The sequence below is a fragment of the Psychromonas sp. Urea-02u-13 genome (assembly GCF_002835995.1).
GTDB lineage: Bacteria > Pseudomonadota > Gammaproteobacteria > Enterobacterales > Psychromonadaceae > Psychromonas.
On the sequence record NZ_PJBZ01000045.1, the window covers coordinates 46,438 to 61,666 of the forward strand.

General features: G+C 39.4%; 16 protein-coding genes. 11 read left to right on the plus strand and 5 right to left on the minus strand.

Annotation, left to right across the window (positions count from 1 at the left end):
* Positions 1 to 55 precede the first annotated feature (55 nt).
* Complete coding sequence (rimK, locus tag CXF74_RS06570; protein ID WP_101081618.1) at positions 56 to 964, plus strand: 30S ribosomal protein S6--L-glutamate ligase; 909 nt, start codon at positions 56 to 58, stop codon at positions 962 to 964.
* 337 nt (positions 965 to 1,301) lie between these two features.
* Entirely contained in the window at positions 1,302 to 2,936 is a 1,635-nt protein-coding gene (locus CXF74_RS06575; protein WP_101081619.1) for a methyl-accepting chemotaxis protein, read from the plus strand.
* 68 nt (positions 2,937 to 3,004) lie between these two features.
* On the opposite strand, the gene CXF74_RS06580 is transcribed toward CXF74_RS06575, so the two are convergent.
* Together CXF74_RS06580 and CXF74_RS21915 are read right to left on the minus strand one after the other, a co-directional pair.
* Positions 3,005 to 4,396, minus strand: coding sequence for a PepSY-associated TM helix domain-containing protein (locus tag CXF74_RS06580; RefSeq protein ID WP_101081620.1), 1,392 nt, complete (start codon positions 4,394 to 4,396; stop codon positions 3,005 to 3,007).
* Positions 4,397 to 4,488: 92 nt separating this feature from the next.
* Entirely contained in the window at positions 4,489 to 4,884 is a 396-nt protein-coding gene (locus tag CXF74_RS21915; RefSeq protein WP_157822341.1) for a DUF2946 family protein, read from the minus strand.
* Between the two features lie 280 nt (positions 4,885 to 5,164).
* Here CXF74_RS21915 and CXF74_RS06585 point away from each other — a divergent pair, with 280 nt between their 5' ends.
* Both CXF74_RS06585 and CXF74_RS06590 read left to right on the plus strand, forming a co-directional pair.
* Positions 5,165 to 5,776: a DUF6942 family protein gene (locus CXF74_RS06585; RefSeq protein ID WP_332870267.1), complete on the plus strand. Its 612-nt coding sequence runs from the start codon at positions 5,165 to 5,167 to the stop codon at positions 5,774 to 5,776.
* Positions 5,777 to 5,794: 18 nt separating this feature from the next.
* Positions 5,795 to 6,040, plus strand: a complete 246-nt coding sequence (locus tag CXF74_RS06590) for a Rho-binding antiterminator (protein ID WP_101081621.1) — start codon at positions 5,795 to 5,797, stop codon at positions 6,038 to 6,040.
* A gap of 20 nt (positions 6,041 to 6,060) precedes the next feature.
* Here the strand turns inward: CXF74_RS06590 and CXF74_RS22455 are convergent, their stop codons facing one another.
* Complete coding sequence (locus CXF74_RS22455; protein WP_232772461.1) at positions 6,061 to 6,525, minus strand: helix-turn-helix transcriptional regulator; 465 nt, start codon at positions 6,523 to 6,525, stop codon at positions 6,061 to 6,063.
* Between the two features lie 42 nt (positions 6,526 to 6,567).
* Positions 6,568 to 6,885: a hypothetical protein gene (locus tag CXF74_RS22460; RefSeq protein WP_232772462.1), complete on the minus strand. Its 318-nt coding sequence runs from the start codon at positions 6,883 to 6,885 to the stop codon at positions 6,568 to 6,570.
* 103 nt (positions 6,886 to 6,988) lie between these two features.
* Between CXF74_RS22460 and CXF74_RS06600 the strand changes: the two genes are divergently transcribed.
* From CXF74_RS06600 to CXF74_RS06630, 7 genes are all read left to right on the plus strand, one after another.
* Positions 6,989 to 7,702, plus strand: a complete 714-nt coding sequence (locus tag CXF74_RS06600) for a glutamine amidotransferase-related protein (protein ID WP_101081622.1) — start codon at positions 6,989 to 6,991, stop codon at positions 7,700 to 7,702.
* Positions 7,703 to 8,025: 323 nt separating this feature from the next.
* The gene (locus CXF74_RS06605; RefSeq protein WP_157822342.1) at positions 8,026 to 8,565 is read left to right on the plus strand and encodes a heme NO-binding domain-containing protein; all 540 of its coding nucleotides are present in this window, start codon (positions 8,026 to 8,028) and stop codon (positions 8,563 to 8,565) included.
* The gene (locus CXF74_RS06610; RefSeq protein WP_101081624.1) at positions 8,562 to 10,121 is read left to right on the plus strand and encodes a sensor histidine kinase; all 1,560 of its coding nucleotides are present in this window, start codon (positions 8,562 to 8,564) and stop codon (positions 10,119 to 10,121) included. The genes CXF74_RS06605 and CXF74_RS06610 overlap by 4 nt, the downstream gene beginning before the upstream one ends.
* A gap of 308 nt (positions 10,122 to 10,429) precedes the next feature.
* Positions 10,430 to 10,642 (plus strand): transcription antiterminator/RNA stability regulator CspE, encoded by a 213-nt coding sequence (gene cspE / locus CXF74_RS06615; protein ID WP_101081625.1) that lies wholly within the window; start codon positions 10,430 to 10,432, stop codon positions 10,640 to 10,642.
* Positions 10,643 to 11,564: 922 nt separating this feature from the next.
* A complete protein-coding gene (locus tag CXF74_RS06620) occupies positions 11,565 to 12,419 on the plus strand; it encodes a diguanylate cyclase (RefSeq protein ID WP_101081626.1) in 855 nt (284 codons plus the stop codon).
* A 12-nt stretch (positions 12,420 to 12,431) separates the two neighbouring features.
* On the plus strand, positions 12,432 to 13,925 hold the full coding sequence (locus CXF74_RS06625; protein WP_101081627.1) for a methyl-accepting chemotaxis protein: 1,494 nt from the start codon (positions 12,432 to 12,434) through the stop codon (positions 13,923 to 13,925).
* 373 nt (positions 13,926 to 14,298) lie between these two features.
* Positions 14,299 to 14,778 (plus strand): acyl-CoA thioesterase, encoded by a 480-nt coding sequence (locus CXF74_RS06630; protein ID WP_101081628.1) that lies wholly within the window; start codon positions 14,299 to 14,301, stop codon positions 14,776 to 14,778.
* 131 nt (positions 14,779 to 14,909) lie between these two features.
* Here CXF74_RS06630 and CXF74_RS06635 read toward each other — a convergent pair whose 3' ends face one another.
* Positions 14,910 to 15,104, minus strand: a complete 195-nt coding sequence (locus tag CXF74_RS06635; protein ID WP_101081629.1) for a YwbE family protein — start codon at positions 15,102 to 15,104, stop codon at positions 14,910 to 14,912.
* Positions 15,105 to 15,229: the final 125 nt, after the last annotated feature.

Here is a 15,229-nt window from a genome sequence, read left to right on the forward strand (position 1 = left end):
AGACAATAATAATGTGAATAGTTTAATCAACAAGTTTTAATAAAAGGTGAAAATAATGAAAATTGCAATTTTATCACGTGGCCCAAACCTCTACTCAACTAAGCGTTTAAAAGAAGAGGGCGAAGCACTAGGACACCAAGTGGATGTGATAGATACGCTACATTGTTATATGGATATTACGAGTAGTTGCCCGACAGTACGTTACAAAGGCGAAGAGTTACCGCGCTACGATGCATTGATTCCGCGTATTGGTGCTTCTATTACTTTTTATGGCACAGCCGTGGCTCGCCAATTTGAAGTGATGGGTACGTTTAATATTAATGAGTCTGTTGCGATTAGCCGTTCACGCGATAAATTACGCTCAATGCAACTGTTAGCGCGCAGAGGCATTGGTATGCCACGCACGGGTTTTGCAAGTCAGCCTGACGATATTAAAGATTTAATTAAAAACGTTGGCGGCGCGCCGGTGGTTATCAAATTGTTAGAAGGCACACAGGGTATTGGTGTGGTACTCGCGGAGACTGCAAAAGCCGCGGAAAGTATCATTGAAGCGTTTATGGGGATTAAAGCCAATATTCTTGTACAAGAGTTTATCAAAGAAGCCAATGGCGCCGATATTCGCTGTTTAGTGCTGGGTGGCAAAGTGATTGCTGCGATGAAACGACAAGCTGCTGAAGGCGAGTTCCGTTCTAATTTACATCGTGGCGGCAGTGCTCAAGTGGTGAAGCTGACTAAACAAGAACGTGAAACGGCAGTGAATGCAGCTAAAGCGATGGGGCTTAATTTTTGTGGTGTTGATTTACTGCAATCAGAAAGTGGTCCGAAAGTCATGGAAGTTAATTCATCACCGGGTTTAGAAGGCATTGAAAAAGCAACGGGTAAGAATATTGCGCGTTTAGTGATTGAATTTATGGAAAAAAATAGTAAAGCAACCAATAGCAATAAAACCAAAGGGCGTGGTTAACCCCTTTTTTGTCATCGCTGGCAGGGAGTTTTGCCACAAGAAGGCGTATCTGTTGATAACTCAGTAGTGCGCCTCATACCTTAGACCGTGTTAATCGCAACATTGGCGTTTATTGACGCCTGTCATCATCTTAAATCTACACGTTATTATCAATAAACAGGGTGTGCTGTTTTTTAAACAATGTTCAACAACGACCTTTTTAGGTTAATAAACGACCATTAAAGACTATAAAAACATCACCTTGTTATAAATTCATCATTCTTGCTGTGTTTTTTTGATTAACAAAGATATTAATCTACATTTTTTATATAAATCTATTATTTTTTAAGGATGTAATGTGGAAGTTTTTAACAAGTTTTCAATAGCATATCGTTTAGCACTGGCTGGTGTTATCGCATTTTTGGGTGTTTTTTTAGTCTCGTTGCAGGCCGTCTCGATGCTTAATACGACGTTAATGGATGAAAAATCAACGCAAACAAAAAACCTAGTAGAAAGTGCACATAGCGTTATTAATAGTTATTACTTGCAATACCAAGCAGGTGATATCAGTGAAGAGCAAGCCAAAGTGCTTGCGATGAATAGCATAAAGCAGATGCGTTACGCTGAGGGTAATTATTTTTGGATTAATGATTTGATACCAAAAATGATCATGCACCCTATTAAACCTGCCTTAGACGGTAAAAATTTAAGCCAAGTAAAAGATGCCAATGGGAAATACCTTTTTGTTGCGTTTGCCAAAATGGTCAGCCAGCAAGGCGCAGGTAATGTTGATTATTTATGGGCGAAACCGGGTCATGAAGATCCCGTGGCTAAAATCTCTTACGTGAAAGGGTTTAAACCTTGGGGATGGGTCATCGGTACGGGTACTTACACGGATGATGCGGATGACATACTTGGGGACGCTATTAACAACCTCTTAATTGAAATAGTGATCATCACTTTATTATTAATTCTCGCTATCTACTTGATGAATAAAAGTATTGTACGACCTATCGTTAATACCACTCGGGCACTTGCTGAGTTGGCAAAGGGTGATGGCGATTTAACCATGCGTTTACCCATTAAAGGCAAAGATGAAATTGCGCATTTATCAACATCATTTAATGACTTTGTTGATAAAATTCATGGCATTATCGTTTCTGTTCAGGACTCTTCAAATGAGGTGGTGCGCTCTTCAAGTGCGTTAGTCGAAAAATCACAATCATCATTATTAGGCGCGCAGGAGCAAAATGCAGAAACTGCGCAAATAGCGACGGCTTCAACAGAAATGGTGAGTACGATTAGCGAAATTGCTAATAGTGCTACGACGGCTGAAAACTTAGCTAAAGAAGCCAATAAAGAAACATTATCGGGGAAAGAGGTGGTGCATCTTTCTGCACAATCCATTGAGCAATTAAGCGCTGAAATTAAAACAGCAAGTGCGGTAATAGACGAGCTTGATGAACAGTGTGCCTCAATTGACAGTGTATTATCGGTGATTAAAGCGATTGCAGAACAAACTAATTTATTAGCCTTAAATGCCGCCATTGAAGCCGCTCGCGCGGGTGAACAAGGCCGCGGGTTTGCGGTTGTCGCCGATGAAGTACGTACACTGGCAGGCAGAACCCAAAGTGCAACCTTGGAAATAAACGGCATTATCGATCAACTTCAAGTGAAAGCGAAAAGCGCGGTTGTCGCGATAGGCAGCAGTTCTGATAAAGCACAAGATGCGGTTGAACAAGCGTTAAAAGCGAGTGATTCTTTAGATTCCATCTTTGCAAGCATTACCGCTATTGCGGATGCTAATCACCATATTGCAACGGCTGCAGAGCAGCAATCATCGGTGACAAGAGAGATAGATGAACGGGTGGTGGCTATTTCTGATTTGGCTAATCAATCGGATCAAATTGCGTCGGATATTCACCAAGAAAGCGAGCGAATTAATCAGCTTGGCTGTCAAGTGAACGGACAAATGTCTACGTTTAAAGTGTAGAAAACCAACTGTTCAATGTATGAAAAAGCCACTCAATGAGTGGCTTTTTGCTGTTTGATACTTTGTACTTACTTTAGGTGGTAGCTGAATTTAGCGACACGTGAAATCAGTAATTTATCCATTATCCAGATAAATGCAATTGCACCGGCGGCTAATGGAAACATAAGCGCTAACAGGCTGGTAATGATTATCGCACTTAACCAACGTGGTGAGGGCGCGACTTTAACGGGCGCTGCTAGCCATTTGTCACTGCTAGTACGGCGTGTCCACCACATGATAACGCCAGAGACGGCAATTAATATGAAGGTGAGGCACAGTAAGGTATTCAAAATACGATTCCATAAACCCATGTCACCTTGATGTAAGGCGATACCTGCAGCCATTGATTTCGCCATTAAAGAGTATTCAGCCCAGCCAATATCGGCTAATACTTTACCGCTAAATTGGTCAATATGCAGCGTTCTATCTTCACGGGCATCGGTAATGTCACCACTCATGGTATTCGCAGAAAGTGTATACACACCATCTGCTTTAGTAGGAATATTTACTTTGAAACGTGTTAACCCAATTTGAGTGGCGTAAGCAACCACGCTGCCTAAATTGACTTGGCCCATTGGGATAGCGTCGATACCCATTTGTGAACCCGATAATGGCAGTTTTGTTTGCTCAAGATTCCAGGGCACTTCCTCTAGTACATCATGATTCATTGAGGCATGTGTTTTGTCTGAAAGTGGCACGTTATTCCATTTTTCAGCGGGAAAACTATTCCACGGTTGCACTATTTTTTCGCCCCAAACACCTGCCCAAGAAAGACCAGAGATAACAAAAAACAGCAGAAATACTGAGGTCACTAAGCCTAAATTCGCATGTAAATCACGCCAAAAAATACGTTTGCCACTGCTTAAACGCAGTTTAAATAATCCTGCTTTACTGGCGTTATCCGTTGGCCACCATAAATACAAACCGGAGACGATTAAAATCACCATCAAGCTGGCTGCTATTTCAATTAAACGGTCGCCATTCTCACCGATTAATAAGGTGCCATGAATACCATTCGCCCAGTTGTAAATACTATTATCACGGTCTATTTTACCTAATATGTCACCTGTATAAGGGTTAATAGTGACAAATAATCCTTGTCCACTGGCGCTGACAATCGCAAAGCGGGCCACTCGCTCTGAGTTCTCAGGGGTAATATATTGTTTGATTGAGGCATCAGGGTAACTGAGTTGCACATTACTTAATTGTTGCTCTAGCGAAATACGCGTTTGTTGCGCCTCAATATTTAATATTGCTCCATATTGTGCATCTTCAATCACATCATCGTAGAGCATGACTAGCCCGGTTATCGATAACATGATCATAAATGGCACCACATAAAGTCCGGCGTAAAAGTGCCATCGCCATGCGCTACTGTGTTTTATTTGTTGCTGACTAGGTTGGTTTTTTTCTTGAAACATATGATGTCCTTGAATGCACTGAGCCTATTGCCTCAATGCATATTATCCTTGTATGATTTTAAAAAATCGGTTCAATTATTAATGCACTTGAATTAAGAAAATTCGGGCGGAGATCGGGGTTGCTTAAAGAAAAGGCGAGTCGATGAGAAAAATAAATTGATGCTAAGAAAAGGTGAAAGCGTGGAATGATGGTTAGCAAAAAGAGCGGGAAAGTTCGCAAACAGTAAACAAACATATTGAGATAAAGGGCAATGATAAAACTTTTTTGCACTGCTAGATGAGGTGCTTTCGTGTGTCTCACTCGCTGGCGTATGCGCCATAGATGAATGGTTAAACATCTCCATGCTAGCCACGGGGCAATGATTGGCTTGTAGTAACGAATTTTTAGTGTTGGCATGAATAACCGGCATTGCGCTTATTAATAACCATGCCAATAGCCATGATCCTATGATGCTTTTTTGTAGTGTTTTATTTAATTGGCGCATCATAGCCTATACGAACAGGAATCAATTAGGGTAACGTTTGGTGGCGTAACTTGCCAAAGTGGTCATCAAGGCGCAACTTACTTTTAGGTCGCTGTGATAGATGTCACGCTATTTTGCTGTATTTGTCTGTTACAACAATGAAAAAAATAAGGTGCTTTGTATCTTTTAGGCGTTAGTTAGCTTGAGAGGAACGCAGGCATTGCATTGAAAAACAGGTTAAAGTGATTGTGGTTTTTGTTATTGTGATTAGAGTAAAAATATAAGCAGACATTAAGGATGAAAAGTGAAACAACAAGCTAAAAATAGTGGGTTAGGTTGCCTTCAACTTAATGCCCCGTTAAAGCCATCACATCGTATTTTGGTTTATATTGCGAATAAACCCAACATGCCAGAATATCGACACTGTAATAGTGTGCAGGCAATGACTTCAGGGGAAATTACCGCGATTGGTTTAGCCTGTGGCAATGGCTGGCGCAAAGTCTTTAATGTTTACAGTAAGTTACTTTATGCACTGGATGCGAATGATTTTTCATTTAAAACCTTAGCGCCTACTTGGCAAACTTATCGAGATGATTTTTTGTTACAACAGGGCAGCGCCACTGCGCTATTATTTAGTGCGCCTTTGTTGTTAAAAGAGTTGTCAAAAGAGTTGTCAAAAGAGTCGCAAGCAAACTCGCATTGTATTCATATTATTAGTGGTAAAACCTATGCTAAAACGTTAATTGATAGTGGTCTATTAAACGTCTCATTAATTTGGATAGATGAGTATTTTGCAATCGATGTGCAGAAACGATTAATCGTTTGTCCGTATTTTGATTACCGACAGTTATCCAATCAAAAAATAGAACAACTCGCCAAACTAATGAGTGGATTAGTAAACCAAAAAACGCATTAAAAAAGAGAGGTAAATAACATGATAAGTTGCAACCAATACGATTACATCGAGATAGTGTGCATGTACCATTATCCTCTTAGTTTGACCCTCAAATCAGGTGAAGTGATTACCTGTAAAGCGCTTGATACAAAGCGTAATGATAACAACGAAGAATGCATTCAAGTTGATATTCAAGGTGTGCAAACATTAGTGCTATTAGATGAACTGAGTGAGTTATCTGTGCTGATTGAAAATCCACATTTCCAAGTTGTTTCTTTTAGCTAAACGCAGTAAAAACACCATCACTACACCATTACTAGCGGCAAGTCAGTGGCCATGTTGTCTTTACGATATTGATTTGGGGTTTGCATGAACAGCGCTTTAAACGCGTAAATGTACGCAGAATCAGATTGATAACCTAAATCCATGGCGATATTTTGTATTGCCATCTGCTCTTCTAATAACTGCAATGATAAAACCAGCCTGATATTTTGTCGCCATAAGGAAAATGACTGATCAAATTCCTTTGCACAGAGCCGAGACAAAGTTCTGGATGATGCCCCCACTTTTACCGCCCAATCTGCGAGTGTTAGCGCTAAATCAGGCTGCAGTTGTAACTGCGTAAATATCGCCAATAATCTTCTGTCTTTTGGTATCAATAGCGGGATCTCATAAGTTTCTGCGAGGGTTATCTGATCGCTTAATACCATTAATAAATGCGCTAACATAAGCGCGCTTTGTTGCTTGGTTTCTTCTTTGAATAACTGCAAAATGAGTGCTTTTAATAGCGGGGTCACTAAGCATGATTTATGCTACTCGCTATAGTCTAAGGTGTTTTGTGTGAGGCTGTTATTAGGATTTAAATAGATAGCCATAAAGTGAGTATTAGTTACCGCAACCGATTTGTGGGTGGTGTTGGCTGGGATATACAAGATGCCATTATGCGGCACAATGATATTTTTTGTTTTGCCTTTTAAGCGTAACTGAGACTGCAAAAGCCCCTTTAAAGGAAAGATGATTTGATGCCATGGGTGTGAATGCCAGTCGTCCACATAACTTGATGGCATCTGTATTATATTGGTCAGCATTTGGCTGTTTTCTGACTGTTGTATTCTTTCGTTTGCTGACATTTTTGGCGACTTATCGATGGTTTGTGTCTGCTAGTATAGGTTAAATAAGCATGAAATTAGATAGCATAATGTCTCATTAATTTAACAAAGGTGAGGAACCGTCATGCATATTCATTTTATCATTCATGAGTCGTACGAAGGACCGGGTGCATTAGCGCAGTGGGTTGAGACAAGAGGACACAAAAAAAGCGAGACCCATTTATACCGTGGTGAGCAATTAGCTCAAGTAATGGATTTTGATTTACTGATTATATTGGGGGGGCCACAATCGCCACAAACCACTGTTTTGCAGTGTGCCTATTTTGATGTGCAGCGAGAAGTAGATTTCATCGCAAAGAGCATCGTGGCAGGTAAAGCGGTATTAGGCATTTGTTTAGGCGCGCAATTAATTGGTGAGGCATTGGGCGCTAAATTTGAAACAAGCCCCAACAAAGAGATTGGCTATTTCCCCATCACTCTGACCGCCGAGGGTAAAGCAAACCCATTGTTACAGCATTTTCAGTCAAAGGAAGTGGTCGGTCACTGGCACAATGACATGCCTGGCATCACAGAGCATGCAAAAATACTCGCTTATAGTGAAGGTTGCCCGAGGCAAATTGTTGCTTATGGCGAATGGGTTTATGGTTTTCAATGCCATTTAGAATTTACCCAAGAAAGTGTGCAAGGTTTAATTGAATCTGCCTTTGATAACACGCTGCTGAACAGTGAAAAATGGGTACAGCAACCCTCTGATATATTGAAGAAAAATACCCAAACAATGAATAATTTACAGTTTCAATTTTTAGATGATTTACTGACGCGATATAAGCACCAATAAGCATCAACAATTACCAATAACTATCAATAATTACCAATGAGCAGCGAGCTCTTGGCGACTGGTATTTGCGCTTTAACAAAAGCGGATGCCTGCGTTTATGTCTCACCGACTAAAGGCTTTATCTACTGCGTTTTTCCTGCAAAAAATAGCGCTAATACCTGCGCTTAATACGCATAGCTTGCGTGTTATCACAGATACTTACGATAACGTTAAAATCTGCGAATTTATTCCCCAATATCATGCTATTAGGTTGGCGAGAAAGGCACGGCGACTCTATAGTGATTTTATACACCTATATTTGTATATGTTATGGAGCATCAAAAATGAAAGGCATTGTATTCAATCAGCTACAAGAGTTTGTAGAAAGTGAGCACGGTATTGTTCTCTGGGATAAAGCGCTAACGGCGTGTGATTTACCTTCTCAGGGTGTTTATGTTTCTACCATGAATTATGACGATAGCGAGCTACAAGGTTTAGTCGGTTTTTTTTGTAATCACTTGTCGGTTGATGCGCCTACTTTAGTACGTGCTTTTGGAGAGTATTTATTCCCGCGCTTATTTGTAATGGCGCCTGACCAAGCTAAAGAAGCAAAAAACTTGAAAGCATTCTTATTAATGATTGAAGATATTATTCATGTGGAGGTCAGAAAGCTCTATCCCGATGCCAGTCTGCCTGAATTTGACTACCAGGATAATAACCAAGACTTACTCATGTTATACCGCTCCCCACGTAAATTATGTCATTTAAGTGAAGGCTTGATTAAAGGGGCAGCTACACATTATCAAGAGAAGGTGAGCATTAAACAAACCTGTTGTATGCACCATGGTGCTGACCACTGTGCTATAGAAATCACTTTCTCATGAGTGATTGCAAAGACGAGTTAATTGCTGCGCTAGAGCGATCTCTCGGGCGAGAAAGACAAGCGAGAAAAATCTCTGAGGTACAGCTTGAAGTTTATTCTCGTGATATTTATGAGTCGAATGTGCAGCTAAAAGCACAAACTAAAGAGGTCAGTTACAAACAGAAACATTTGGCATTTTTAACCGGATTAGCTGAAAATATTTGGCAATTAGAAACGCCACAAGCATTATTAGAAAACTACCTGAAGGAATGTTGCACGTTTTTAAGCCACAGTGTGGCGACTTTTTTTGAGATAAATAAAAGCAACCAAGTTAGTCAGCTTATTTTAAAAAAGACCGAAGATATTGCTCAGCATCCTTTTTATGCGACCTTTGATATCGCGACATTAAGCCATATGTTACAGAAAATCGACATGAAAGCGCTTAAAAGACACCTGATCAAAAAAGACAGTGGGCACTATGTTGAGCTAAGTGCTTATCTAAAAGATACTCATTATTGCTTGCCAAATTTACATGTCCATATGCAGCCCATTTACAGGAATGTTGATCAAGCGGATGAAGATAATTTGGGTGTTATGTGTTTTTTTTATCAGTCTCATAACGACATTAAAGAACTGAAACTGCAAACTATTAATACCTTTCGACCCACGTTAGCACTTGCACTACAGCGTAAACGTGCTGAATATTCGATGCGTAATAAGGTATTAGAGTTAGAGAAAGCAAATAATAATTTAACGACCTTGCAAGCACACCTTGTAGAGTCTGAAAAATTAGCGTCGTTAGGGTTGTTGTCTGCCGGCATTGCTCATGAGATAAATAATCCGCTTGGTTTTGTAATGAGTAATCTTGATACTATGCAAGATTATTTAACTGATTTGCACACTGCGATTTCCCCTTTAGACAGCATTACCCCAGAAACCTTAAATTCACCTGATGGTGCATATAATTTAGCCTTAGCGCTTAAGCAACTTAACGACTCCTTAGAAGTGCCTTATTTATTGAAAGATAGCCAAGAAATTCTTGATTCATCGTTAACAGGCTTGCACCGTGTGAAAGAAATTGTTGCCGATCTTCGTGTTTTTTCGCGTATGGATAATCACGCGCTTGTTAAGGTCGACCTTGAATCTGTCATTTCTCGTTCCTTAAACATGGTCAGTAATGAGCTTAAATATGAGTATCATGTAGAAACCGCGTTAAATAAAGACTGTTATATTTTGGGTAATGACGGTCAGTTACAGCAAGTCTTTATTAACTTATTTATGAATGCTAAACATTCAATGGAAGCGGGCGGTAAGCTAAAAATAAGCTGTGTTAGTCATGATGAACGTGTGGTGGTGTGCGTTGAAGATAATGGCCACGGCATTAAAGAGAAAGATTTAAAGGAGATATTTACCCCTTTCTTTACTACCAAAGCGCCGGGTAAAGGCACTGGGCTTGGGCTTTCTATCTCTTACAGTATTTTACAAGAACACCATGCTGAAATAGAAGTGAAGAGCGAAATCGGTAAAGGCACCACGTTTACTTTAACCTTCGCTGTGTATTATGAACAGAGGTGTTAGTGTCTGCCTCTCTCGCTAGAGAACGTTTAGCGAGTAATGGAACGGACTGTATCGCGTATGAAATCATAGGCTTAAAATATATGTAAATAAAATTAGGTGATGAGAATCTTTTGAGTTAAGATGCTCTCCGCTCTGTAAGTCAGAGTTATTAATGAAATTATAAAGTACAAGTTGTTATCTCTGTTACTCCCGCGTCATCGTAGTTGTCCTTAGTGTATCCCTTAGCTTCATCGTCACATTCAATAATTCAGTCCATAGCACATCGCATTTTCGCGATATTTTTTAATGAATTTATATAAGGGACACATATGTCTAATTCAACTACTGGTATAGTAAAATGGTTTAACGAAGCTAAAGGTTTCGGTTTTCTAACTCAAGATAACGGCGGCGCTGACGTATTTTGTCATTTCCGTGCAATCGCATCTGAAGGCTTCAAAACACTGGCTGAAGGCCAAAAAGTGTCGTTTGAAGTTGAAGAAGGCCAGAAAGGTCTTCAAGCAGCAAATGTTGTTGCTATCTAAAGTCAGCTATCTGTTTAGCTGATTAAAGAAGTAGATGTAACGACATGATTTAATCATCACGTTATATCTGCTTTAATTCGCCGAATCATTACAAGTTTTGCATTAAAAGTTATAAATATTTACCCGCTAACACCCACTTCTGTTTGTGTCTTGTCGTTTTATATTTTCCTCTTTACTCATATAAATTGTACTGTTTCATTATTTAAAATAATTACATCTAAGGATATATTTATGGCTCGTACTACGGGAAGAAAACGCTTTTGGTTCCAACAAAACCGCGAAGTAACGGAAACGTTAGAAACAAAAAGCATCATGAAAAAAGCAGTAGAATTAACTAAATAATTGCGTCATTAGTAATTAGTAGTTAGAAAAAAGAAACAAAGAAACAAAAGAACAAACTAGCCACGTTATTTTTGAGGAGCCTCTATCCTCGATAAATAACCGAGCGAGACCTTCCAAAAATACCCAATAATCCACTGCTCTTATATCTATTCATCATAGAGCGACGATACTCTTTATACATTCTGCGCGAACCAACTTACACACTCAGATTGTAGCCATCGCAAGACCACTCTCTCAACAATTTTATTTGTCAAAAGAAACGCTTTCTTAATGCTCTACGCTCTCTGTGTATATCAAGTATTTGTAGTGACGCCCCATTGTAACGGTTTGTAACTATTTGTAACTGTTTGAAAAACGAAGAAGTTAATCATAATTCAAAACGCAAATAGACAATAAATTGTAAAATACAAAGCTAAAAATGGAAAAATAACTACCCTCTGCATATCAATCATTCTTTTAGTCACCATTGATAAAAATGGTTTCTGAATTACTTAAACTAACTGCGTTTTAGCACCTTACTTATCGAGTGATAATTAAGATGCTCCGCACACGTTGAAAAATGTAAAAAGGAAAGAAGTATATGCAAAGGAAAAAATGGGTAGGTAATTTACTTATCTTTATAAGCCTTTTGACGGTCATGCCGGCGTACAGTAATGAAATTGTCATTAATAAGGTGATTGGAAGAAATAGTCTGGTTGGTGACATTCTGACCTTGATCCTCAGTAAATCTGATCCACAGGCGAAAATACGACAGTTATCAGAAGAGCTGCCTGAGCCTCGCCTTATCGAGGAAATACAATTACAAAAAGTCGATTTATTATGGGCAGGCGCATCGCCTCATTTAGAATCAACCTTACTGCCTATCCGTATTCCTCTCTTTAAAGGTTTATTAGGGCATCGTATTTTTATTATCAAAAAAGACAATCAGGCTAAATTTAATAATATAAAAACGTTAGCGCAACTAAAACAGCTCACCGCGGGGCAAGGGACACTTTGGGGCGATACTAAAGTATTACAGGACGCGAATATTCCAGTGGTTACCACGCTTAAATACCCTAATTTATTTTATATGTTGGAAGGAGGACGTTTCGATTATTACCCACGGGCCGTGCACGAGCCATGGGATGAAGTCATCGCTCGACCAGAGCTTAACCTCGCAGTAGAAGGTAACATCTTATTAATTTATCCCTTTGCCATGTATTTATATGTGAATAAAAATAATCAGGCATTGCATGAGAAATTAGTCCGTGGATTTGAAATGGCGATTGCTGATGGCAGTTTTGATGAATTGTTTTTTAATAACCAAATGATTAAAGATGCTCTGCAGAAAACCAACTTAAAAAATCGCACTGTGATTAGAATAAATAATCCTAATATGCACGCGGACACCCCCGTTGATCGCCCTGAGTTATGGCTCGATATCACCAACCTGTAAAAAGAGAATAAGATGAATTCAATTACAAAAAAATCGATGTTGCTACTGAGCAGCGTTTCATTACTGGTGATGGTTATTGTTTTTTCGACCAGTTATATGTTTGCTCATGATTACTTTGATGATTTATTTTCAGAAGAAATTAAAGATTCCCAAACGACATTGGAGATTGTATTAAAAGAGCCCATTTTTGCCTACGATAAAGAGCTGATTGGCGATATTTTGGGGGCGTTTGTTATGCGTCCTTATATCCATAAAATTTCAGCTTATGATCATCGTAATCAACTATTGTCTGAAAAAATAACCAGTGGATCGCCTCTTGATAGAGAGCAAATTATCGAAAGAGAAGTGAATATTAGATGGAATGGTAATAAGCAGATCGGGAAACTAGTGGTTATTTATCGTGCTGACAGTAATGACCCATTATTAGTCGCGGTTAAAAGTGCCTTTTTTGCTATCGGGTTTATTTTAATTGTGATGTTGCAGTTAGCTAACTGGCTAACACTTTCAAACCTTGTTGTTAAACCGTTACGCACAGTGGGGGATGCTTTGTCGGTTATTGCATCGGGTGGTGGTGATTTAACCAGTCGTTTAACAATTAAAAGTAATGATGAAATAGGCAAACTGGCCGATGATTTTAATCACTTTATTACACAACTGCACACTATTGTAAGTGGTGTTGTCGCGACTGCTAATGAAGTTAATAATACCTCTATCGGCATTATTAACTCTGCGTCTAAAAATGTACAAGCGACACAATTACAACTACAAGAAACAGAGCAGGCTTCAACGGCACTGCATGAAATGTCGTTGACCACCAACGAGATTGCTCAGAACGCTAGCCATACGGCAAAAAGTACTGAGATATGTATTCAACTCGCGCAAACGGGCAGCAAGGTCGTACGTGATACGGCTGCGCAGATTAATTTACTGGGTAACGACATGATGGAAACCGCGGAGAAAATAAGTGATCTTCGTGATAAAAGTGATTCTATTGGTTCGGTTTTAGATGTGATAAAAAGCATTGCTGAACAGACAAATTTACTGGCACTTAATGCTGCGATTGAAGCGGCTAGGGCAGGCGAGCAAGGCCGAGGATTTGCGGTAGTTGCCGATGAGGTGCGTAGTTTGGCTAAACGTACACAAGAGTCGACGTCGGAAATTGAAATTATTATCGATGGTTTACAAAAAGCCTCTACCACTGCCCATTCATCAATGGATGAAAGCCAGTTGGCATTGCAAAAAACGATTGCTGAGTCTGCAAATGCAAGCAGTGCGTTATCTGATATTCAAACAACCATTGATGAAATTAGTGGCATGAATGCACAGATAGCCGCTGCCTCAGAAGAGCAAAATGCAGTGGCTGCCGATGTGAGCCGTAACGTGACACAGATATTTAATATCACCAATGAAGTAACGGAGAATGCTCAGGGCGCCCGCAGTGCAAGCTCTAAGCTAGGTGAACTTGGAGAAGGGTTAATCGCTAACCTGTCTAAATTCAAGATATAGGGTCGATTTAACTTAACAAAAACAATATAGGAAGCGCTGATTGCATTGCTGATCAGCGCTTTTTTGTGTAAATAGCTAAGTGCACAGGAGCTAAAAAGGGGAGTGTATTAGTTGTTAACATTTATCACTACTTAGTATTCATTTTTCCTGTATAACACCTGTTCACATTGGTAACACCTTTGTTATGACATGGAGTCTATTGATTTTTAGTTTGGCTTATATGGCGCCAGAAAAATACGCTATCAAAGACTTAATCTTCATTGCTAACTAATTTTATGAAAGTATTCACTATACTTAGTGACAAATAAACGAGACAGCAAAGCGTAAAATAAAAATAATAAAACACGCGGCGCCTAATAAAGAGGAAATAAAAATGAACAGTCCACAAAGAGATATTGTATTACGTTTTTTAGCTGAGCCTTTAGACGTCAATTTTGGCGGTAAAGTACACGGTGGTGCGGTAATGAAATGGATAGATTTGGCCGCATACGCTTGTTCTGCTGGGTGGAGCGGTCGCTATTGTGTGACAGCCTACGCGGGTGGCATACGTTTTGTTGCGCCGATTCACGTGGGTAGTTTAGTCGAAGTCAGTGCTAAGGTTATTTACACCGGAAAATCATCAATGCATATTGCGCTTGAAGTAAATGCCTGTGATCCTAAATCATTAAATAGACGTTTAACGACACATTGTATTGTGGTGATGGTTGCCGTTGATGAACATGGCCAATCGGTGCGTATTCCAGAGTGGATTCCAGAAAGTGAAAGCGACATAAAAGAAAATGAGACCGCTAAAAAATTGATGGAAATACGGAAAAAAATTGGTGAAGAGATGCAAATTTTTGTTGAGTCATAAGCCTCACTAAAAATCGCATTCTGATATCAGGATAAGCTTTTCGACTATATGATGACTCACGTTATTGCTCGTGTTGTTGGTCATGTTATTGATCATAAACAGTCGTAAACTTATCCTTTTTTTGTTCTACTTTAATCGTGAATCGCTTTAACTCGACCTACGGCACCATCTTGTAAACGCACTTTGATACCATGATGATGGTTTGCTGAATTAGTTAAAATGTCTTTCACTATGCCTTCTGTCAGCGTGCCACTACGTTGATCCTGCTTTAATACAATCGATACTGATAACCCTTTTTTAATATCTGCTCTGTTAGTGCCACTCATATTTATTTCTCTATCTCTATTGTATGATTCAGAAGTTTGCCTGAAGGCGGGGTGCATGGTCAACTATAAAAAACAGTGTTTGATTTAGATGAATAAGACAAAAAACAAGCAAAATCACCACTAAG

Excerpts from the sequence above, each read along its gene's own strand:
- rimK (WP_101081618.1), top strand. The coding sequence starts at position 56 with ATGAAAATTGCAATTTTATCACGTGGCCCAAACCTCTACTCAACTAAG.
- CXF74_RS06580 (WP_101081620.1), bottom strand. The coding sequence starts at position 4,396 with ATGTTTCAAGAAAAAAACCAACCTAGTCAGCAACAAATAAAACACAGT.
- CXF74_RS21915 (WP_157822341.1), bottom strand. The coding sequence starts at position 4,884 with ATGATGCGCCAATTAAATAAAACACTACAAAAAAGCATCATAGGATCA.
- CXF74_RS06590 (WP_101081621.1), top strand. The coding sequence starts at position 5,795 with ATGATAAGTTGCAACCAATACGATTACATCGAGATAGTGTGCATGTAC.
- CXF74_RS22460 (WP_232772462.1), bottom strand. The coding sequence starts at position 6,885 with ATGTCAGCAAACGAAAGAATACAACAGTCAGAAAACAGCCAAATGCTG.
- CXF74_RS06600 (WP_101081622.1), top strand. The coding sequence starts at position 6,989 with ATGCATATTCATTTTATCATTCATGAGTCGTACGAAGGACCGGGTGCA.
- CXF74_RS06605 (WP_157822342.1), top strand. The coding sequence starts at position 8,026 with ATGAAAGGCATTGTATTCAATCAGCTACAAGAGTTTGTAGAAAGTGAG.
- CXF74_RS06610 (WP_101081624.1), top strand. The coding sequence starts at position 8,562 with ATGAGTGATTGCAAAGACGAGTTAATTGCTGCGCTAGAGCGATCTCTC.
- cspE (WP_101081625.1), top strand. The coding sequence starts at position 10,430 with ATGTCTAATTCAACTACTGGTATAGTAAAATGGTTTAACGAAGCTAAA.
- CXF74_RS06620 (WP_101081626.1), top strand. The coding sequence starts at position 11,565 with ATGCAAAGGAAAAAATGGGTAGGTAATTTACTTATCTTTATAAGCCTT.
- CXF74_RS06625 (WP_101081627.1), top strand. The coding sequence starts at position 12,432 with ATGAATTCAATTACAAAAAAATCGATGTTGCTACTGAGCAGCGTTTCA.
- CXF74_RS06630 (WP_101081628.1), top strand. The coding sequence starts at position 14,299 with ATGAACAGTCCACAAAGAGATATTGTATTACGTTTTTTAGCTGAGCCT.
- CXF74_RS06635 (WP_101081629.1), bottom strand. The coding sequence starts at position 15,104 with ATGAGTGGCACTAACAGAGCAGATATTAAAAAAGGGTTATCAGTATCG.